The 21023-nt window shown below is 69.4% G+C and carries 18 protein-coding genes; 8 read left to right on the top strand and 10 right to left on the bottom strand.

Annotated elements, in window-relative coordinates:
* Positions 1-118 precede the first annotated feature (118 nt).
* The 5 genes from AMIS_RS13455 to AMIS_RS13435 form a co-directional block, all read right to left on the bottom strand.
* Positions 119-1624 carry a flavin-containing monooxygenase gene (locus AMIS_RS13455; RefSeq protein ID WP_014442845.1) on the bottom strand — a complete coding sequence of 502 codons (1506 nt, stop codon included), beginning with the start codon at positions 1622-1624 and terminating at the stop codon, positions 119-121.
* A gap of 25 nt (positions 1625-1649) precedes the next feature.
* A complete protein-coding gene (locus tag AMIS_RS13450; protein ID WP_014442844.1) occupies positions 1650-2528 on the bottom strand; it encodes an alpha/beta fold hydrolase in 879 nt (292 codons plus the stop codon).
* 179 nt (positions 2529-2707) lie between these two features.
* Entirely contained in the window at positions 2708-4009 is a 1302-nt protein-coding gene (locus AMIS_RS13445; RefSeq protein ID WP_014442843.1) for an aspartate aminotransferase family protein, read from the bottom strand.
* Between the two features lie 267 nt (positions 4010-4276).
* The gene (locus AMIS_RS13440; RefSeq protein ID WP_014442842.1) at positions 4277-5152 is read right to left on the bottom strand and encodes a mycofactocin-coupled SDR family oxidoreductase; all 876 of its coding nucleotides are present in this window, start codon (positions 5150-5152) and stop codon (positions 4277-4279) included.
* A gap of 24 nt (positions 5153-5176) precedes the next feature.
* Positions 5177-6262 (bottom strand): LLM class flavin-dependent oxidoreductase, encoded by a 1086-nt coding sequence (locus AMIS_RS13435; RefSeq protein WP_014442841.1) that lies wholly within the window; start codon positions 6260-6262, stop codon positions 5177-5179.
* Positions 6263-6627: 365 nt separating this feature from the next.
* On the opposite strand from AMIS_RS13435, the gene mftA reads away from it, so the two are divergent.
* From mftA to mftF, 6 genes are read left to right on the top strand one after another with little or no spacing between them, the layout of a single operon-like run.
* On the top strand, positions 6628-6756 hold the full coding sequence (gene mftA, locus AMIS_RS41200; protein ID WP_014442839.1) for a mycofactocin precursor MftA: 129 nt from the start codon (positions 6628-6630) through the stop codon (positions 6754-6756).
* 22 nt (positions 6757-6778) lie between these two features.
* Positions 6779-7075, top strand: coding sequence for a mycofactocin biosynthesis chaperone MftB (mftB, locus tag AMIS_RS13430; protein WP_014442838.1), 297 nt, complete (start codon positions 6779-6781; stop codon positions 7073-7075).
* On the top strand, positions 7072-8286 hold the full coding sequence (gene mftC, locus AMIS_RS13425) for a mycofactocin radical SAM maturase (protein WP_014442837.1): 1215 nt from the start codon (positions 7072-7074) through the stop codon (positions 8284-8286). The genes mftB and mftC overlap by 4 nt, the downstream gene beginning before the upstream one ends.
* A gap of 37 nt (positions 8287-8323) precedes the next feature.
* Positions 8324-9529 carry a pre-mycofactocin synthase MftD gene (gene mftD / locus AMIS_RS13420; RefSeq protein WP_014442836.1) on the top strand — a complete coding sequence of 402 codons (1206 nt, stop codon included), beginning with the start codon at positions 8324-8326 and terminating at the stop codon, positions 9527-9529.
* Positions 9526-10266 carry a mycofactocin biosynthesis peptidyl-dipeptidase MftE gene (gene mftE, locus AMIS_RS13415; protein WP_014442835.1) on the top strand — a complete coding sequence of 247 codons (741 nt, stop codon included), beginning with the start codon at positions 9526-9528 and terminating at the stop codon, positions 10264-10266. The genes mftD and mftE overlap by 4 nt, the downstream gene beginning before the upstream one ends.
* Positions 10263-11726: a mycofactocin biosynthesis glycosyltransferase MftF gene (gene mftF / locus AMIS_RS13410; RefSeq protein ID WP_014442834.1), complete on the top strand. Its 1464-nt coding sequence runs from the start codon at positions 10263-10265 to the stop codon at positions 11724-11726. Before mftE ends, mftF begins: the two co-directional genes overlap by 4 nt.
* Positions 11727-11800: 74 nt before the next feature.
* Here mftF and AMIS_RS13405 read toward each other — a convergent pair whose 3' ends face one another.
* Positions 11801-13135, bottom strand: a complete 1335-nt coding sequence (locus AMIS_RS13405; RefSeq protein WP_014442833.1) for an MFS transporter — start codon at positions 13133-13135, stop codon at positions 11801-11803.
* Positions 13136-13553: 418 nt separating this feature from the next.
* On the opposite strand from AMIS_RS13405, the gene AMIS_RS13400 reads away from it, so the two are divergent.
* Complete coding sequence (locus tag AMIS_RS13400) at positions 13554-14516, top strand: AraC family transcriptional regulator (RefSeq protein ID WP_014442832.1); 963 nt, start codon at positions 13554-13556, stop codon at positions 14514-14516.
* A gap of 3 nt (positions 14517-14519) precedes the next feature.
* Here AMIS_RS13400 and AMIS_RS13395 read toward each other — a convergent pair whose 3' ends face one another.
* Positions 14520-15029: a flavin reductase family protein gene (locus AMIS_RS13395; protein WP_014442831.1), complete on the bottom strand. Its 510-nt coding sequence runs from the start codon at positions 15027-15029 to the stop codon at positions 14520-14522.
* 264 nt (positions 15030-15293) lie between these two features.
* Here AMIS_RS13395 and AMIS_RS13390 point away from each other — a divergent pair, with 264 nt between their 5' ends.
* Positions 15294-16763: a GGDEF domain-containing protein gene (locus AMIS_RS13390; protein ID WP_014442830.1), complete on the top strand. Its 1470-nt coding sequence runs from the start codon at positions 15294-15296 to the stop codon at positions 16761-16763.
* 84 nt (positions 16764-16847) lie between these two features.
* Here AMIS_RS13390 and AMIS_RS13385 read toward each other — a convergent pair whose 3' ends face one another.
* From AMIS_RS13385 to AMIS_RS13375, 3 genes are read right to left on the bottom strand one after another with little or no spacing between them, the layout of a single operon-like run.
* The gene (locus tag AMIS_RS13385; RefSeq protein ID WP_014442829.1) at positions 16848-17726 is read right to left on the bottom strand and encodes a MaoC/PaaZ C-terminal domain-containing protein; all 879 of its coding nucleotides are present in this window, start codon (positions 17724-17726) and stop codon (positions 16848-16850) included.
* Positions 17727-17729: 3 nt separating this feature from the next.
* Positions 17730-19847, bottom strand: a complete 2118-nt coding sequence (locus tag AMIS_RS13380) for an acetate--CoA ligase family protein (protein WP_014442828.1) — start codon at positions 19845-19847, stop codon at positions 17730-17732.
* Complete coding sequence (locus tag AMIS_RS13375) at positions 19844-21010, bottom strand: acyl-CoA dehydrogenase family protein (RefSeq protein WP_041830817.1); 1167 nt, start codon at positions 21008-21010, stop codon at positions 19844-19846. Before AMIS_RS13375 ends, AMIS_RS13380 begins: the two co-directional genes overlap by 4 nt.
* Positions 21011-21023 lie beyond the last annotated feature (13 nt).

The following is a 21023-nucleotide window of genomic DNA, read 5'->3' as shown; positions in this document are numbered from 1 at the left end:
CGACCATCGGTGCCGTACGGCAGCGGGCCGGCCCTGCGCGGTTACTCAGGGCCGGCCCGTCTCCTGCCGGTTGCGATGTGCTGACGCCGATCAGCGATGCGTGCCCGAACCCGGTCGATCAGCTCCGGTCGGCGGCAGCGGCGACTCCGTAGGCCGTCGCGTCGAACGCGGCGCACTGGTCACGGAACCGGTGTGCCACGTCGGGCCAGGTCAGCGTCGCGCGCCCGTTCCGGGGGTCGACGTACCAGCTGCTGCACCCTCCGCGCAGGTTCACCGTCCCGGCCGCCAGGGTGTCGAGCCGGTGGGCGTACTGCTCCTCGGCCTCGGCGCTGACCTCCAGGACGGCCCCGCCGTTGAGCGCGCGCCACTCCAGCGCCGCGAGGATGTGATCGACCTGCGCCTCGATCATGTAGATGATGGAGTTGTGCCCCAAGCTTGTACCCGGCCCGTTGACCAGGAACATGTTGGGAAAGCCGGTCACCGCGGTGGAGTTGTACGCCTGCATGCCGCCGGCCCAGTGGTCGCTGAGCGCGAGACCTCCGCGGCCGTGGATCCGGTGCGCGGACGGCAGGTCGTAGGTCTCGAATCCGGTCGCGAAGACCAGCACGTCGAGGTCGAACGAGTTCCCCGCGGAACTGACGACCGTCTGTCCCTCGACGCGGTCGAACGCCGCCGCCTCGAGCTCGACGTTCGGCTTGAGCAGGGCGGGATAGTAGTCGTCCGACGCGAGCACCCGCTTGCAGCCGACCTCGTAGTCGGGCGTCAGCTTGGCACGCAGGTCCGGGTCGGGGACCTGGGTGGCCAGGTGGTTCAGCGTGTGCGCGCGCATCTCGTCGATGAACCCGGGAAGCATCCGTCGTGAGGCGAAGAAGTAGTCGTTGGTCCAGAACAGCAGTTCGCGCAACTCCTCGACGCTGCGCTCGTCCCGCTGGAACAGCCGCTTCTCGGCGACGCTGAAGGCTCGGTCGTTGCGCGGCCGGATGTACGGCGCCGAGCGCTGGAAGACGACCAGCCGCTCCGCAAGCCCGGCCAGCTGAGGAACGATCTGCACGGCCGACGCACCGGTGCCGACGACGCCGATCCGTTTGCCCTCGAGCGGGATGTCGTGGTTCCAGCGCGCCGAGTGGAACAGGTCACCGGGGAAGGTGTCCAGGCCGGGGATCTCGGGGTATTTGACATCGGTGAGGTGCCCGGTGGCGGACACCAGGATCTCGCTGCGGAACTCTCCGCGCGGGGTCCGCACGGTCCAGCGCTTGGCGTTCTCGTCCCACCGGGCGTCGAGCATGTCGGCGCCGAACCGCAGGTGCGGCCGCAGGCCTTCCTCTGCGGCTGCGTCCTTCAGGTAGTCGAAGATCTCCGGGCCCGGCGAGTACATGCGCGACCACGACGGATTGGTACGGAACGAGAAGGAGTACAGCGGCGACGGGACGTCGCAGGCGACACCGGGATAGGTGTTGTCGCGCCAGGATCCTCCGACGTCGTCGGCGCGCTCCAGGATCACGAACGACTCGTGCCCGCGGCGTTTCAGCTGAATGCCGAGGCCGAGGCCGGAGAAGCCCGCGCCGACGACGATGATCTCGACGTCGCGCAGCGGGTCGTCAGCTGACTGGGAGTGTTCGGGCATGGCGAGCTCCTACGGTCGCGACAGGTTACGGGTGACGGCGGGGAAGGATGGTTCCGGCCGGGAACCGGTGCGGGTCGGCGTTGAACGTGGTGGCCAGATGCAACATCTCGGCCGGCCGTTCGAGAACCATGGCGTGCCCGGAGGTGACGTCCGTGAAGCGCGCGTCGGTGATCGCCCCGAACAACGCTTTCGACTGGCGGTACGGCGTCATCTGGTCTTCGGTGCCGGCGACGATCAGTGTCGGACAGGCGATGTCACCGACGATCGGCGTCAGGTCGACGGCCCGGTTGATCTCCATCTGCTTGGCGGTGTCGTCGTCGAACGGAGCGGACGCGATCAGGGCCTCGATGTCGCTGGGCGCACACACGGCGAGGAATCCGGCGCTGAAGGCGCAGTAGACGTGGAAGCTCCGCAGCGCATCCGGGTCGTCGGCCCGCAGGCGATGCCAGAGATCGTTGCGGAGGCGTTGCTGGGCGTCGGTCTTGAGCCAGCCCGAGAACATGATCAGTCCCCCGGCAAGATCAGGCCGCGAGGCGGCCGTGGCCGCCGCCACGACCGAGCCGAGCGAATAACCGGCCAGGGTCACCGGCCGGCCCCCCGCGGTCTCCTCGATGACCGCGGCGACCTGTTCCGCCAGCCGGACGGCGCCCTCTTCCGGTGGCCCGTCCGGGGTGGCCAGGTCGACGGAGATCACCGGCTGCGCGGTGGCCAGCATGGGGAACAGGAACGGGAAGTGGCTGTAGGTGCTGCCACCCGTGCCGTGGACCAGAACGACCGGGGAGCGGTCCTCGCCGAATCCGCTGGAGGTGAAGTACCGAACAGTACGGCCGTTCACGTCGACCGACCCCTGCCGGTCGATGGTGGTGCCGCTGTCCGCCACCGGCGTGGCGTTGTCAACAGACATGGTTGCGCCCCTCAGCCCGCGGCGCCGGCCGGCATCGCCGGGTGAGGTCTGCGGTTCTCCAGGAACCGGTCCGCCGACCGGTTCGCGTCGGCAGGGGGTTCGTTCGTCGGCATGGTGGATGCTCCTCGGGGCCGCTGGTGCGTAGGGAAGATGGTTGGAATCGACATGCGCCCGCGACCTCACCCGGCCCGGTGCGGCTTGCGGATCGCCTGCATGGCGGACCGGACGGCGTCGACGGTGTGCGCGATGTCGCCGGCGGTGTGGGCGGTCGAGAGGAAGAACCGGCCGCCGGGAAGGCAGAACACGCCACGTGCCGTGAGTTCCTCGTTGAGCAGATCGCCGTACTCCCAGTCACCCACGAGGTAGTCGTACGGACTGTTGATCTGATCGACGCCGGCGACCACCTGGACGATCGTGCCCAGCGCGTTCACCGCGATCGTGTGGCCGGTCTCGGCCGCCGCCGCGGTGAAGCCGGCGACGAGCTGGCTCGCCGTGCTGTTCAGGCGGTCGTAGACGCCGGGCTCGGACAACACGTCGATGGTCGCCGCCACCGCGGCCATCGACAGCGGGTGGGAGTTGTAGGTGCCCGAGTGCGACACCCCCTCGACCACCAGATCGATCACCTCGCCCCGGCCCGCCACCGCTGCCACCGGGAACCCGCTGCCGATGGCCTTGCCGTAGGTGGCCAGGTCCGGCACGACGCCGCCCGGACGACCGGCCACGCCGGCCAGCCCGGTCCGCAGACCGGTGACCACCTCGTCGAAGATCAGCAATGCGCCGTGGGTGTCACACAGCTCCCGCAGACCTTCGAGATATCCGGGCGGCGGGGTCACGGTGCCGGTGTTCGACGACACCGGGTCGACCAGCACGGCCGCGACATTGCCCCGCTCGGCCTCGAACAGCGCGGTGGCGGCGTCCAGATCGCCGTACGCGGCCACCCGCAGGTCGAGCAGCGACGACGGCGCCTGGCCCAGTGAGTGCGGGGTCGGCTTAGGCGCTTCCGAGTAGTCATAGATGCTGGCCAGGACGGTGTCATGCCATCCGTGGTAGCCGCCGCCCATCTTGATCACGAGATTGCGGCCGGTCGCGGCGCGGGCCAGGCGCAGTGCGGACTGCACCGCCTCGGTGCCGGTGTTGCTCCACAGCAGACGCTCGGCCCAGCCGAGGGCGGTCAGCAACTTCTCCGCGGCCACGTACTCGAGGCGGTGGCCGGCGCCGAACATGTCGCCGCGCTGCAGCTGGTCGGTCACCGCGGCCACCACCCGGGGGTGGCGGTGTCCCAGCAGGAGCGGGCCCCAGCCGAGGACGTAGTCCACGTACTCGTTGCCGTCGACGTCGACGACGCGGCTGCCCTCAGCCGTGTCGAAGAACAACTGATGCGGCTTCATCGAGCGCCGCATCCCGGAGCCGACCGCACCACCGATGCTGCGGTACGCGCGCTCCAGCTCGGCCCTCGAACGCTCGTACCGGTTCGCGGTCATGCCCAGGCTCCGATCCCGGTCGATACGGTCAGGTTGTCGTGTGACACCACGGCGGCGCGGAGGCCGGCGCCGGGAAACGTCATCTCAGGACGCCTTTCACTTCGGGAGGGCTGCGGTGAGGGGCCGGCCCAGGTCCCGGTGGGCCGGTGAGGCTTCGATCGGTGGCAACGGCGCAGGCACGCCGCGGGGATGGCGAAGCGGCGCCGAGCGGATACCGCTCGGCGCCGCTTGCCCAGGGGGCCACTTCAGGGGTATCGGGCGGATCCGTCAGTCGGTGGGGATCTCGGCGGCCATGTTGGAACGCGGCAGCACCGAGTGCCCGGCATCGACGAAGAAGTGCTGACCGGTGACGAATTCAGCGAGCTCAGAGTTGAGGAACACCGCGACCCGGGCGACCGCATCCGGCTCGAGCATCGGGGTGGGCAGGGCGTTGTAGTAGTACCCGGCCGCGTACATGTGGTCGAGGGTGCCGCCCTCGCCACCGGCGTAACGATCGAGCATGCCCTGCCATCCCACCATCGTGGTGCCGACGAAGCCGGGCTTGATGGCGTTGCACCGGACGCTGAAGGGCGCGGCCTCCACGGCGAAGTTCTTCATCAGGCCGACGACTCCGGCCTTCGCCGCCGTGTAGTGGCCGATGCCCGGATCCGGGTCGTCGGCGTTACTCGAAGCGATCATCACGATCGAACCGCTCCGGCGTTCGACCATGTGCGGCAGAACCGCCTTGGCGGACCGCCAGACGCCGGTCAGGTTGATGTCGATCATGTCCTGCCAGGTCTTGTCGTCCATCTCCCACAGAGTGCCGATGCTCAGAATCCCGGCATTGGCGATCAAACAGTCGATCTTGCCGAACTCGGCCACGCCCCGCGCCACGACGTCGTCCAAGGCCTGCTGGGAGCGGACGTCGACGACGCTCGTCATCGCGCGCCGGCCCTGCTCCTGCACCAGCCGGGCGGTTTCCTCGAGGTCCTCCTTGACCGCCAGGTCGTAGGGAATGCTGTCAACCGGGGCGGCGATGTCGGTGATGATGACATCCGCTCCGTGCCGTGCGGACTCGACCGCGTGGGCGCGTCCCTGCCCGCGGGCCGCCCCCGTGATGAGCACAACCTTGCCGTCCAGAAGACCCATGGTGTTCCTTTCCATCAGAGGAATGTCAGCGGCCGGGTGTCACTTGGCGGCGAACAGGGCAGCAGTGCGCTCGGTGACGGCCGGGGCGACCACGGTGCCGAGCAGCTCGAGGTGTCGCCGGTAGCCGTCCGGCTCACGGTGGAAGTCCATGTTGTGGACCAGGAGTTTGCCGAACCCGCCGGTCAGCTGCTGCTCGGCGACCAGCGCCTCGGTCACGGTCTCCGGCGAGCCCACGATCCAGCCCTGGCTGAAGGCCTCGAAGGTGATGTCCTCCGGCCGCACCCCCGGCATCATCTTCAGCAGCATGGGCATGTTGTGCGGGATCACCCACTCCTCGTAGACACGCCGGTACGGCTCCGAGTACGCCAGCTCCCACGCGGCCTCGTCGGTGTCGGCCACCACCACGTCCCGCACGATGCGCCAGTCCTCCCGGTTCGGCGTCACGCCGGTGCGGGCCGCCCCCTCGCAGTACGCCGCCCAGTGGCTGGCCAGGTACTCGTTGGTGAAGGCGATCGACATCGGGATGTCACCGCGGGCACCGCCCTCGCGGATGGTCGACGACGCCGGGGTGAACCCGGCGACCGCCACCCGCGGGCCACCCGGCTGATACGGCCGCCAGTGGCTACCGAGATGCAGCGGCTGCTCCAGCGCGGGGATGTCCACCGAGAAGTGCTTGCCGGCGACCTTCAGCGCTTCGCCCTCGTTGGCCCAGATCTGGCGGATGAGCTGCTGCCCCTCCTCCAGCATCTCGTGGTTCTGGGCCGGCATCTGCGTGCCGAACAGGTGCGCGTCGGTCGAGAAGCCGCCGGCGCCGAACCCGACCATCAGCCGGCCCTTGGTCATGTGGTCGAGCATCATCAGCCGGTACGCGAGGGCGACCGGGTGGTGGTACGGGATCAGGTTCGCGCCCGTGCCCAGCCGCAGGGAGGTCGTCTCGCGGGCGACCGCGGCGATCTGCAGCTCGGGCGAGCACCACCGCTCGTACCCGACGGTGTAGTGCTCGGAGAACCACGCCTCGGTCAAGCCGTAGCCGTCAGCCCACCGGGCGGTCTGCAGATCCCACTCGAACCCTTCCGAGGGCGTCGTGTCCGGCAACTGGTAGGCGTAGAAAAGGCCGATCTCCATGGTTCTCCTCGCGTTCCCTCAGTGATCACTCATCCGCCGGCCGGCTCGAGCCGAAACGTCGGCGGCAGCCCGGGCGGCGTGGAGCAGGGGACTGCCCGACCGGATGACCCGCACCGGGTCCTCGTCGGCGATGCGCCGGCCGGCCGGGAGCAACTCCACTGTCGTGGCAGCGGATCCGGGCGCATAGGGAACGCGCGCCACGCTGTCGACGATTGACGCCACGGCAGGTGAGCGGTGCCGGACAGACGATGAGGTCGCAATTTTGGCACCAGGTGCCCTTTTATTTTGGCACTTGATGCCATTAACCTCCTTCGCATGACGCCGGTCACAGCGGCGCCACCGTTTCCCTCACCTAGGAGCGACCCATGGACGACACACAGACCCCGCAGCCGGCACCCGACACCAGCGTCGAGACGACCCCGGTCGACTCCCTCGTCGAGACCGACGAGCTGATCGAAGAGGTCTCCATCGACGGCATGTGCGGCGTCTACTGAGCCGCCGACCAGGCCCGTCGACATGCGACCCGTGACGGCGGCCGTCCTGGACCTCGACCGCGCCTGGGACCTGCACCCGCAGGTCTCGGTGCGGCCCGAGCCGTTCGGCGCCCTGCTCTACCACTTCAGCACCAGGCAACTGTCCTTCTTGAAAGAACGCCGGCTGCTGACGATCGTGCAGAACCTCGAGAAATCCGACACCGCCCGCGCCGCCTGCCACGCCGCCGGCGTCACCGAGGACGACCTGCCCCGTTACGCGCGAGCACTCGCCGCGCTCGCCAGATCGTCCATGCTCGCCGAAAGGAACCTCACCCCATGACCGCGACCGCCGAACGGCTGGTGGACCTGTTCGAACACGGGCTCGATGCACCGATCTGCCTGACGTGGGAACTCACCTACGCCTGCAACCTGTCCTGCTCGCACTGCCTGTCGAGTTCCGGGCGCCGAGACCCCCGGGAGCTCAGCACCGCCGAGGCCAAGGCGGTCATCGACGAGATGCAGGCCATGCAGATCTTCTACGTCAACATCGGCGGTGGCGAGCCCACCGTCCGGCCGGACTTCTGGGAGCTGCTCGACTACGCCACCGCACACCAGGTGGGCGTCAAGTTCTCCACCAACGGCGTGCGCATCACACCGGAGATCGCCCGCCGGCTGGCCGGCAACGACTACGTCGACGTGCAGATCTCCCTCGACGGCGCCACCGCCGACGTCAACGACGCGGTGCGCGGCAACGGCTCCTACGACACCGCCATCCGTGCCATGAGCCACCTCGCCGACGCCGGGATGAAGAACTTCAAGCTCTCGGTCGTCTGCACCCGTCACAACATCCCGCAGCTCGACGCCTTCAAACAGATCGCCGACCGGTACGGCGCCCAGCTGCGCCTGACCCGGCTGCGCCCCTCCGGGCGGGGCGCCGACGTCTGGGACGACCTGCATCCCCTGCCGGCACAGCAGCGGGAACTCTACGACTGGCTGGTGGCGCACGGCGACAACGTGTTGACCGGGGACTCGTTCTTCCACCTGTCGGCCTTCGGCGCGGCGCTTCCCGGCCTCAACCTGTGCGGAGCCGGCCGGGTCGTCTGCTTGATCGACCCGATCGGTGACGTCTACGCCTGCCCGTTCGCCATCCACGACGAATTCCTGGCCGGCAATGTCCGCGATCGCGGCGGGTTCGCGCACGTGTGGCGCGAATCCGAGCTGTTCCGCCGGCTGAGGGAACCCCAGCAGGGCGGCGCGTGCAGCTCGTGCGCCTTCTTCGACACCTGCAAGGGCGGCTGCATGGCCGCCAAGTTCTTCACCGGCCTCCCGCTGGACGGTCCCGACCCGGAGTGCGTCCAAGGCTACGGCGAGCCGTTGCTCGCCGCCCGCGGCGAGGTGCCCAAGCCGTCCGGCGATCACTCGCACCGCACCGCACCGGCGAGCCGCTCCGCACGAGCGGTGCCGGTGAGCATCAGCCGCCGCGCCGAGCTGACCCGGCCCCCCGCCAGCCCGTGCGCAGAGTCGCCGCTGGCCGAGACACGCGCTCTGTAGAAGGCGCTCGGACCTCGAAACACGAAAGGCCCCCTTCATGTTCAGAAACCCCTGGTTCGAGACGGTCACCGAGGCACAGCGCCGCGCCAAGAAGCGCCTGCCGTACGTGGTCTACGGCGCGCTGATCGCCGGTTCCGAGCGTGGGCGCACCATCGACGACAACACCAGCGCCTTCGCCGAGCTCGGCTTCGCACCGCGGGTGGTGGGCCATCACCGCGTCCGTGACCTGGGCACCACCGTGCTCGGCATGCCGTCGGCGATGCCGGTCGTCATCTCCCCGACCGGCGTTCAGGCGGTCCACCCCGACGGCGAGGTCGCCGTCGCCCGTGCCGCCGCGAACCGCGGCGTGATCATGGGGCTGAGCTCGTTCGCGTCCAAGCCGGTCGAGGACGTCGTGGCCGCCAACCCCAACACCGCCTTCCAGCTCTACTGGAGCGGCAGCCGCGACACCATGGTCCAGCGCATGGAACGCGCACGTCAGGCCGGGTGCAAGGCGCTGATCCTCACCCTCGACTGGTCCTTCTCCCACGGCCGGGACTGGGGAAGCCCCACCATCCCCGACAAGATCGACCTGAAGACGATGGTCAAGCTCGCCCCGGACGTGCTGCCACGCCCGGGCTGGCTGTGGCGGTTCGCCAAGACCGGCCGGCTGCCGGACCTGACCACGCCGAACCTGCAGCCACCGGGCGGACAGGCGCCCACCTTCTTCGGCGCTTACGGCGAGTGGATGCAGACCACGCCACCGACCTGGGAGGACGTCAGCTGGCTCGCCAAGGAGTGGGGAGGGCCGTTCCTGCTCAAGGGCGTCAGCCGGGTCGACGACGCCCGCCGCGCGGTGGACGCCGGTGTCTCAGCGATCTCGGTCTCCAACCACGGCGGCAACAACCTCGACACCACACCCGCCACCATCCGCATCCTGCCGTCCATCGCCGACGCCGTCGGCGATCAGATCGAGGTGCTGCTCGACGGCGGTGTCCGGCGCGGTGGCGACGTCGCCAAGGCTCTGGCGCTCGGCGCCCATGCCGTGCTGATCGGACGGGCCTACCTGTGGGGTCTGGCCGCCAACGGGCAGGCGGGCGTCGAGAACGTCCTGGACGTCCTCCGTAGCGGCCTCGACTCGGCCGTCCTCGGTCTGGGCCACTCCGAGGTCGCCGGCCTCAGCCCGGATGATCTGTCCATCCCGGACGGCTTCACCCGCACGCTGGGAGCGGCCGAACCCCGCCACTCACCCGCCGACCGATGATCATCTCACTGGACCGTGCCACTTGGCCGGACGTTCCCACCTCCGCGGGATTCGTTCTGGTGCCGGTCGGCTCCACCGAGCAGCACGGCCCGCACCTGCCGCTGACCACCGACACCGCCATCGCCACGGCGGTCAGCGACATGGTTGCCAGGCAGCTGCCGGAGCGGACCGTGGTGGCGCCGCCGATCGCCTACGGCAACAGCGGCGAACACGCCGGCTTCCCCGGCACCATGTCCATCGGGTACGAAGCGTTGCGCACGGTCATCATCGAGACCGTGCGCTCGCTGGCCCTGTGGGCCCGGCGCATCGTCCTGATCAACGGTCACGGCGGCAACGCCCGGGCTCTCGACGACGCTGTCGCTCAGATGCGCGCGGAGGGCCATGACGTCGCGTGGACCGGCTGCGCGTTCCCCGGCGGCGACGCCCATGCCGGCAGATCCGAGACCTCGGCGATGCTCTACCTGGCGCCCGCGCACGTCCGGATGTCACTGGCGGCCGCCGGTGACACCCGGCCGATCGAGCAACTGATGCCGCTGCTGATGGAGGACGGCGTTCGAGCCGTCTCCCCCAACGGCGTGCTGGGCGATCCTGCGGGAGCGAACGCCTACGAGGGAATGATCCTGATAGAGGCCGTGGTCAACACGACGCTCCGGCGGATTCGCGTCTTCAGTCCGGACCATCGCGGGCGCCTGACCTATCCGGCGAACCGCAAGGACAGAGAGGCACAACGGTCATGAGCGCTCCGAGTTCGGCCGCGCTGCCGCCGGGATTCGCCGTGGTGCTCGACCGGCAGACCCGGCGCGTCGACAACGGCCGTGCGCTGCTCGGTGGCGCGCCGACCACCCACCTGCTGCGACTCAAGCCGCGAGCGCGGCAGATGTTGCGCGGGTGCATCCTGCGGGTTCACGACGCGGCCAGCGCCGCGCTCGCCGAGCGGCTGCTGGACCTGGCCCTCGCTCACCCACTCGTCGCTGATCTCAGCCCGCCCTCCGACGCCCGCTGCACCTATGTCATCCCGGTGCGTGACCGGCCCGATCAGCTGAACCGCTTACTGGGCAGCATCCCGGCCGGCAGCGAGGTCATCGTCGTGGACGACGCCTCGGAGGATCCGGCGAGCATCGAGAAGGTCGTGGCCCAGCACGGCGCACGCATCGTCTGCCTCCCCCGCAACGTGGGGCCGGCCGGTGCCCGCAACGCCGGTCTGCGGCTGGTACGGACGCCGTTCGTCGCTTTCGTCGACTCCGACATCGTCCTGCACGAGGACACGGTGCCGACGCTGCTCCGGCACTTCTCCGACCCCCGCACCGCCGTCGCGGTTCCCCGGATCACGGGTCTGCGCACCGCGCAGTCACAGACATGGATCGGTCGTTTCGAACAGTCCCGGTCCTCGCTCGATCTGGGCGCCCGGCCGGCGTCGGTGCGGCCGGGCTCGTACGTCTCGTGGGTCTCCACCGCCTGCCTGGTCGCCCGGGTGAGCGCCATCGGTGACGGCTTCGACGAACGGATGCGCGTCGGCGAGGACGTGGACTTCGGCTGGCGCGCTGTCGCCCGCGGCTGGCGGGTCCGGTTCGAACCGGCGGTCGCGGCCGCGCATGAGCATCGCAGCCGGTTCGGTGACTGGCTCGTCCGCAAAGCGGAATACGGGACCGGCGCCCATCCGCTGGCCGAGCGTCATCCGCAGTCGGTGGCGCCCGCGATCCTGCCGCCCTGGAGCGCCGCTCTCACAGTGGCGCTGCTGGCGCAGCGGCGCTGGTCGCTGCCCGTGGCAGCACTGATCTTCACCGGCACCGCGGTGCGGATCTCCCGGAAGCTGGACGTCGAGAATGCGGCCGCACTGGGAGCACGCCTGGCCGGGGGCGGCGTGGTCAATGCCTTGCAGCAGGCGGGCGCGCTGATCACCCGGCATTGGTGGCCGGTCACCGTCGCCGGCTGTCTCGTCTCCCGGCGGGTCAGGCGGGCGGCCGCGGTCGCCGCCGTCGCCGACGTCGTTCTGGAGTACGGCACCGAGTACGCGCGCGGTGGTATCGATCTGGACCCGGTCCGGTACGGCGTCGCCCGCCGCCTCGACGATCTCGCCTACGGCGCCGGGGTCTGGTTCTCGGCGGCCCGCGGCCGTTCCGTCGCGGCGCTGCTGCCGGAGATCCGCCGTGCGGGCGCGCCCGCACACCCGGTGAAACCGGTCGTCCGGGGGCGCTGATGCGGACGCTCACGCGAACAGGTCAGGTGACCGCCGAGCGGTCCCCTGACCTGCCGCGGTCTCGCCGCAGCGGTCTAGCGCACGCTGCGGATCCGGAAGAGCACCGGGACGCTCGCCGCCATGAACACGCAGGCGGCCAGCGACAGGCTGACGTAGTTGTCGCCCGCACCGGGGCCGATGTTCAGGAAGATCGGGCCGAGCAACGGCGCGATCGCCAGCGGCAGCGACAACGCGATGTTCGTCAGGCCGAGGTTTCTGGCCTTGTGCTCGGTGTCGCCCATCGTGGTGATCGCGTAGCCGACGTAGACGCCGCTGTAGAGGGCGGTGCCGACGCCGTTGATCAACGCGCCCGTGTAGTACCACGGCAGCGTCCGGCCGCCGAAGGAGATCAGCACGCCGAGTGCGGCGATCAGGGCGCCCGCTGCGAAGTATGGCCGCCATCGGCCGTACTTCTCGGCGAGCGACCCGGCGAGCGGGGAGAGCACGAGGGCGGGCAGGGTCGCGAAGATGGTCACGAAGGCAACGCTGTTGTTGAGGTCGGACGAGTCGACCTTCACGTGGTCCTGCAGCGAGTAGACGGTGTACGTGGACGACAGGGCCACGCCGATCGTCACCAGGAACATCGCTCCGAGCACCCGGGCGAAGTCGGGCGCCTCACGCGGGCGGAAGTACATGTTGTCGAGCACGTCACTCCACCGCATGCCGATGTGCGGGCCGTTGGGCCGCTGCTCGGCGAAGGTCTTGTCCCGGAAGAGGGCGAAGGCCAGCACCGCGACGACGCAGACGACCATCGGCAGGTTGACCTGCCAGAAGGAACTGCTCGGAATCAGCGCGACGACGATGCTGCCCAGCATCGAGGAGATCAGGTTGCCGCCGCCGACCACCCCGCTCAGCACACCCTGCTGGTGTTCGGGGACCCGGTCGGCGATCACCGCCAGCAGCGGGATGGTGATGGCCGTACCGGCCGCGCACATCACGAGGTAGCCGACCGCCAATGTCGGAATGCTGCCGGCCATACCGACCAGCACCGAGCCGATGGACGTCCCGAGCAGGCCGAACAGAAACCACGGACGGCGCATGCCGAAACGGCTCAGGGTCATGTCGCTGAGGGTGCCCACCACGGGGATGCAGAGCGTGGCTACCAGCATGCCCGCGCTCGACAGCATCGAATAATCGATGGTCTTGTCATCGGGGGCGATCTCCGCGATGCGCAGCGCCAGCGTGATGAAGATGGGTGTGTTGACCGCGGTCGCCGTGGCGAGCGACGCCAGGGAGTAGGCGATGATGAACTTCTTGCTCACGCGCGGCAGATCGGCGGCAGCCGGCGCGACCGTGGCGCCGTCGGCCGCGACGACGCCGCGACCGGATGGATCCGGGAGGTCAGTCGGAGGTGTATCGAAACTGCTCATCGCGCTCCCCACAGCGGGCTGGCCCGTCATGAACGGTTCGGGGTTGTCGAAGACATAGAGGCGTTCGCCGTGGGCCCGGCGGGCACCATCGACCGCAAGAACAGGGTGGGCCGGGTCGGCCGTCCGCGGCGGGATCGGCACCGCATTCCGGACGTGAGAACTGAAGACTTCGTTACCGGATCCTTGACGTTCGATGGCCGCGGACGCCGGTGGGTTCAATCTCCCGTAACAGTCACGAGCCCAATTGAGCGACCGCGCCATCTGATCGGCTTTGCATGCCAGGCGGTGGCGGCCAATTCTCGATTTACCTGCCACTAACGATGAGCCGTCTTTCCCCGTAATATGCGCAGCAAATTATGAACCCGCACTCCCGCATTCTTCATGTTCTGCTCGGATTCAGGGCGTTTGGGAGGTAGCCATGGAAACGATCGGCAAGGTGCACGCCGACGGACCGATCAGCTCGGCGTCCGTGCAGTCCTGGGGCAACGCCCTCATCGCGAGCCTGCTGGCCGACGCGGTGTGGTTTCCGCTCGAGAGCGGAACCTTCACCGGCCGGCTGCACCGCTACCCGCTGGCCGATGTCTCGGTGATCAACCTGGAGGCCGGGCCGTTCGGTACGCGGTGGGGACGCGACAGTCCGGCGGCCCACTACATCGGGGTCTCGGTCAACACCCGCGAGTTCACCGAACGTGTCACCTTCGGTGATTTCAGTGAACACCTGATCTGCCAGCAGATGGACGTGTGGGACGGCGCGCTGGTGTCCCAGGCCGAGGTGCTCACGCCGATGGCTCAGATCACGGCGCTGATTCCCAAGCGGGCGCTGCCGTTGCGGGGCGCGGACACCGCCGCCCTGATGGGCGAGATCAGCGAGAATCCCACGCACCCCTCCCTGCAGATCCTCAAGAGCCTGTTGCTCGGCATCTCCGCCGAAGCGGACCGGCTCAACGCGGCAGCCGCTGCTGCCTCGCGTAACGCGGTCGTCGAGCTGCTGATCAGTGTCCTGGAGACCCGGCGCCCCCGGTCGAGTCTCGCGGTCAATGACGGCATGCGGCTGTCGATCGGCCAGTGGGTCGATGACCGGTTGAGTCTGGGGTCGCCGTCACCTGCCGAGGCCGCCGACGCCCACGGCATATCGGTACGTTCCCTGCACCGGCTGTACACCGGGACCGGGGAGACCTTCGGCTCGATGGTGCGCCGCCGGCGTCTGGAACGTGCGCTGCACGACGTCGTCGCCACCGACGACATGGTGCAGACCATCGCGATGCGCTGGGGGTATGCCGATGCCAGCCAGTTCATCTCGGACTTCAAACGGATGCTCGGTGTGACGCCCTCGGCTTACCGGCGTGCCAAGGGACGCCGATGGTCCGCGGCCGGAGCGTGAGCATCACAGCTCCCGCAGCCGATGGAAGCGGTTGCCGTGCACGACCAGGGGGTGGTGGGACGGGTCACCGGCGCAGGACAGCACCCGCAGCAGCACGATCATGTGGTCGCCGGCGCGGTGCTGGGCGTCGACGGCGCATTCCAGCCAGGCAGTCGCCCCGTCGATGAGCACGGCTCCGCCCGCGGTGATGACGTGCGGCGTTTCGGTGACCCAGTCGGAGGCGCCGGCCGCGAGGAGGACAGCGGCGCGATCATGGTCCTGTGACAGGACGCTGATGCCGATCCTCGGTGCGGCCTTCAGCCGCGGCCACGTGGTCGACGTCATCAGCACGTTGATTCCGACCAGTGGCGGGTCCAGGGAGACCGGCGTGAAGCCGGTGACGGCCGTTCCGATCGGCCGGCCTCGCGCGCCGGCGGCGCAGACCGCGGCCACGCCCGTGGGGAAACACCCGTAGATCTGTCGTAACTCCCAGGACTTCGGCTGGGATCGGAGGTCGGCCGGGGCCATCTGCATCGTGGTGGTCTCCCAATTCCCGCGCGGCTCCGCGGAACGGCGAAGCTGAATGCCTCACCTGTCGAGTCTGCTGCGCCGGCGTGCCGTCCCGATTGTGCCGCCGTGCCACGGCATCGACCGTTGACGCCGGTCACGAAGATGACCGGTTGTCCGGTTGGCGGCGGCTTTGGCGCGTACTGCAACCGATATGCACCGGTGGACGACTCGGTTGCCCGTGTGCGCTGCCGACGAGATCTCTGGAGAAGGACGCGCAGAGGGGGAACCATGGCCGCCACGGCGAACCGGTCGGCGCCGTGGATGAGCGTGCCCCTGTGGGCCTGGTATGCCGCCGCCGGCGCCTGTCTTCTCGGCCTCTACACGCTCGTGGTCCTCAACGACGGCCCCACGATGGTGGCCACCCCGGTGTTCGCCACCGGGGTGACCGCCGGCCTCGTCGGCATGCTTCTCGGGATCCGGGTGAACGACAGCTCGGCATGGTGGCCGCGGCTGCTGGCCGGCGGCGTTGCCGTGAACCTGATCGTGACGCTGCTACCGGCGGGCGCCTGGCCGGTGACACAACCTCTCTATCTGCTGTATTACCTGCTCAATGTGCTCGCGCTGGTGCTCGTCGTCCGGCGGCGGACGCCGGACTGGGATCTACCCGGCGTGATCGACGCCGCCATCGTCACCATCGCCGCCGGTCTTCTGTCATGGGTCTTCCTGATCGGTCCGATACTGGACGTCTCGGACCGGCATCCGGCGATGCGGCTGCTCTCCATCGCGTACCCGCTGGGCGACGTGCTGCTGGTGGCTCTCGCCACGAGGTTGTTCCTCGGTGGCGGCCGTCCTTCGGTGGCCGCCCGGGTGCTCGCCTGTTACCTGCTGCTGTCCATCCTGCCGGACGTCCTGACCGCCCTTCACGATCTGCTGCCACAGGACCCGTGGATCGCCCGGATGTGGAATGTCTCGACCGTGATGTGGCTCGCCGCCGCCCTGCTGGTCGGCTTGCTCGGGCTGCATCCGTCGATGCGCGACCTCGACGCGCCGAAGCCCGCCGGTTCCCCGGACGCGGGATGGGGGCAGCTCGCCGGCCTGGCACTGGCGTCGCTGCTGGCCCCGGCCACACTGTTCGTGCAATACCTGCGGGACGCCCCGCTGCACATCCCGCTCATCTGCGCCTGCTGCGCGCTGATCCTGCTCCTGGTGATCGGCCGGTTGGCGGCGCTGGTCAGGGTTCAGCGCCAGATGGCGGTGACCGACGAGCTCACCGGCCTGCGTACCCGCCGCTACTTCCAGGAGAAGTTGCACAACCTGCCGGATCCGGACCGCGGCACGGCCGTCGTTCTGCTGGACATCGACCATTTCAAGCGGATCAACGACACCTACGGCCACGACGGCGGCGACCGGGTGCTGCGAGAGGTGGCGCTCCGACTGGCCGGCGCGGTCCGGCGCGGGGACCTCGCGGCCCGTTACGGCGGCGAGGAGTTCGCGATCCTGCTGTCCTCCACGACGCACGACCAGGCGCTGGCCGTCGCGGATCGGATGCACGCCGCCGTCCGGGACCGGCCCTGCTCTGCCGGCCCGGACGTCGAGGTCGACGTGACGGTATCGGCCGGCGTCGCCTGCCTGCCCACGGACGTCGACGATCCGGGCCGGCTCACCCTGCTCGCGGACCAATTCCTTTACGAGGCCAAGGCAGCCGGGCGGGACCGAGTCGTCTCGACGCGTCTGCGCCGGCTGCCGGAATCAGCCTGAGGATGCGTTGTTCGTGGTGGGACGGGAGGAGCGCGGCGCTGAGCCTCTGCGGCGAGAGCCCAGCGCCGTGCCTCGTGCGCCGCATCAGCGGGGGCGCGTGACGAAGGTTCCCCGGTCGAGGACCACCCAGCCTTCGGGCCCCAGGACACGGAAGCGGGCCTCGGGTCCGTCGGACCAGACCACGATGCTCAGCTTGTCGCCGGGGTAGACCGGCTGGCTGAAGCGGCCGGAGATGGACACGAACAGTTCCGGATCGTCGTCGCCGAGCGCGCTGAGAAGCCTCCGGCCGACCACACCGAACGTGCACATGCCGTGCAGGATGGGACGGGTGAACCCGGCGCGGGCGGCGAACTTGGGATCGGTGTGCAGGGGGTTGCGGTCGCCGCTGAGCCGGTAGAGCAGCGCCTGATCCGCTCGGGTGCCCACTTCGAGTGCCATGTCGGGACGCCGGTCGGGCGTACCCCACGGCTGTTTCGGGCCGGGGATCCCGAAGCCTCCCTCTCCGCGGATGAACAGGGAGGAGCGCACGAGCAGGGTCGGGGAGTCCGGCGGGTCGCCGGGTAGCCGTCCGACGGTGTCGGACACCACCAGCGCGCCGGATCCCTTGTCGTAGATGCCGGCGAGGGTGGTGGTGACGTCCATGGTCCCGGCCGCGGGGATCGGGCGGGCGAGGGTGACGGCCTCCTCGGCGTGCACCAGCTGTGCCGGGTCGTAGGTGCCGATGTCCAGCTCGGGCCGGGGCGAGCCGTCGGCGGGCGCACGGAACTGGGCGAGAACCGCACCGAAGGTGGGCAGCACCCGCTGCCGTACGCCCGCGGTGTTCTCCGTCGTGTAGGCCAGTTCGCCGAGCGCGTCCTCCTGGCCCGCGCCCACGCCGAGGGCGTAGAGCAGGGCGTCGGTCTCGGTCCATGCGATACGTGTCGGTCCGGTCGACGCGCCGACCGCGTCAAGGTTCATCGGCATGGCTCACCTCCAATTGATGAGCGCGTCGAGGGCTTCGGTCCGTGCGCCGTGAACCAGAAGGGGGTTGATCTCGAGCGATTCCAGGCGGTCGCCGAGCCGATGCGCCACGGTGGCGATGGCGACGACAGTCGCGGCGACGGCGTCGAGGTCGACCTTCTCGGTGCCCCGGGCGCCGTCGAACAGTTTCGCTCCGCGTAGTTCCCGCAGCGCGGCGAGGACTTCCTGGTGATCGACCGGCAGCAGGCGTAGCGCGGTGTCCTGCAGAACCTCGACCCACAGCCCGCCCAGCCCCACAGCGAGCACGAGTCCCCAGGCCGGATCGCGGATGACACCGACGAGCAGCTCGACACCGCTGTCGCGCATCGGCTGCACCACGGCGCCGTGCACGGTGGCGCCGGCGCGTTCACCGGCGTGCGTGACGGCGGCGAACGCCTGCGCGACGGCGTCCGGGCCGGCCAGTCCCAGCGCCACTCCCCCGATGTCGCTCTTGTGGGCGACATCGGCCGCCAGTTTGACCACCACGGGATAGCCGATGCGTTCTGCCGCCGCGACGGCCTCCTCCGCGGAGGAGGCCAGTTGCTGGTCCACCATCGGCACACCGTGGGCGGCCAGGAAGGTGGCGGCTCGGTGCTCGGTCCAGGTGCTGCCGGGTACGGCGTCGACCTCCAGTGGCGGCGGGAGCTCAGCCGGCCCGGCCGGGACGTTGCGTGCCTTGCGCCAGTGGTCCGACCAGGCGACGGCTCGGCCGAGGACGGTGGCGGTGTGGTGGATGCCGCCGAGGACTCCGGGAAAGTCGACGGCCTCGGCGACGTGGCGGCCCCAGGCGGTGATGTCGGTGAGTGTGGTTCCCATGACGACCACCGGCTTGGTGCACGCCGCGATCGCCTCGGCGGTGCCGCGGGCCAGGTCGATGTCACTGGTGGCCGTGGCCTCGTCGGCCGGCTGTTCCCGGGGAAGGTCGGTGGCCAGGACGATGATGTCGACGCCCGGGTCGGCGTCCACGATCGTCAGCGCCTCGCTCAGCAGGTTGGTGTTGACCAGGACGTACCCGGTCACGTCGAGGGGGTTCTGCACCGTCGCGAAGGACGGCAGGATCCGCGTGAGCCGCTCGACGGTGGCCGGAGCGAAGTCCGGGATCTCCAGCCGCTCGTCGTCGGCCCGGTCGGCGGCGATCTCACAGGTGCCGCCGGAGGCGGTCACGAAAGCGATCCGCTTGCCGGGCAGCGGCCCGGTCCGGGCGAGCAGGCCCGCCGTCATGACCAGGTCTTCGAGGGCGTCCACGCGGATGACACCGCATTGCCGGAACACCGCGTCGACGACGTTGTCGTCGCCCACCAGCGACCCGGTGTGGGCCTTGGCGATGCTCTCGCTCTTCTGGCTGCGGCCGACCTTGAGCGCGACGATCGGTTTGCCGGCCGCGAGTGCCTCCCGGGCGATCGCGACGAACTCGGCGGGATCGCGGATGGATTCGATGAACAGGGCCAGCACCTTGGTGTCGGGATCACGCACCAGGTACCGGACGGCGTCGGTGAGGCCGATCATGGCTTCGTTGCCCATCGACACCATCAGGCTGATGCCGATGTTGCGCGCCCTGGCGAATCCGAGGACGTAGGAGGCGAGGGCGCCGCTCTGCAGCACGATGCCGACCGGGCCGCGCAGCAGCGGAGGAACGATGCCGATGCCGTACGGCGTGATGCTGCGAGCCGCGTTGATGAAGCCGTTGCCGTTCGGGCCGAGGATCACCATCCTGCGGCGGCGGGCCAGGGCGACGATCTCGGCTTCCAGCCGGGCCCCCTCGGCGCCGACCTCGGCGAATCCCGCGGTCAGCACGATGGCGGACGTGATGCCCTTGTCGGCCGCCTGTTCCAGCACCCCGAGCACGGCATGGGTGGGGACCATGACGAAGGCGAGGTCGACACCGTCGGGCAGGTCCCCGATGGTCGGGTACGCCTGCGTCCCGTGAACGGTGCCACCCTTGGGATTGACGAGGTGGACGGGACCGGTGAACCCGTAGCTCATCAGGTTCGCGTAGGTGCTGGCCGACCACAGTGACTTGTCGGTGGCGCCGATCAGCGCGATGGCCCGCGGGTTGAAGAGGCCGGCGACCTGGTGCTCGATCACCCGATCTCCCCGATCTTGACGTGTCCCTTGAGCAGGTTGCGGGCGATGGTACGGCGCTGGATCTCGTCGGTGCCCTCGAAGATGCGCAGCAGGCGCAACTCGCGGTACCAGCGTTCGATCGGCAGCTCCTTGGTGTAACCCATGCCGCCGTGGATCTGCAGAACCCGGTCGACGACCCGGTTGGCCATCAGCGAGCCCGACAGCTTGGCCAGCGACGAGGTGTGCCGGTTGTCCTTGCCGTGCTGCAGTTCCCAGGCGGCGCGCAGAGTGAGCAGCTTGACCGCCTCGATCTCCAGGTGGGAGTCGGCGATCTGCCACTGGATGGCCTGGTAGTCGGCGATGGGATGGCCCATCGAGACCCGGTTCTTGGCATGTTCGATCGCCATCTCCAGCAGTCGCTCGGCGGCTCCGATGGCACCGGCCGGGATGAGGAAGCGGCCGTTGCCGATCCACTGCATGGCGAGTTTGAAGCCGTGCCCCTCCTCACCGAGGATATTGCGGGCGGGAACGCGGACGTTGTCGAACGACAGCGACGCCGGATCCCACTGGCCCATCGTGGGGATCGGCTGGGAGGTCCAGCCCATGCTGCGGTCGACGAGGAAGCAGGTGACGCCGCCGTCGGCGCCCTTGTCCGGGTCGGTGACCGCGAAGACCATCACGAAGTCGGCCTCGTTGCCGCCGGTGATGAAGATCTTCTCGCCGTTGATGATCCAGTCGTCGCCGTCGCGTACGGCCCGGGTCCGGATGTTGCGGGCGTCGGAGCCGGCGCCGGGCTCGGTGATGGCGAAGCAGCTGCGCCGATCGCCGTTGATGGTCGGGATCAGGTACTCCTGTTTCTGGGCCTCGTTGCCCGCGTACAGGATGTTGTCGGCGCTGCCGCCGAACCGGAACGGCACGAAGGTGCGCCCCGCCTCCATCTCGGTGATGACCGACATGATCGGCCCGAGGGCCGCGCCGCCGTACTCCTCCGGGGTGTCGATCCCCCACAGCCCGTTCGCCTTGGCCTTGGCCTGCAGGTCGGCGCGCTGGTCGGGATCCAGCGCGGGACGCCCGGCGCGCTCGTTGCGCAGGACCTGCTCCTCCAGCGGCATGACCTCGCGGGTGATGAAGGTGCGGACGGTGTCTCGGACGGCGATTTCCTCGTCGGAGAGCGAGAAGTCGATCATGGTGGGCCTT

It is taken from the genome of Actinoplanes missouriensis 431 (assembly GCF_000284295.1).
In the GTDB taxonomy this organism is placed as follows: Bacteria; Actinomycetota; Actinomycetes; order Mycobacteriales; family Micromonosporaceae; genus Actinoplanes; species Actinoplanes missouriensis.
This window is presented reverse-complemented; position numbering and strand designations above follow the sequence as displayed.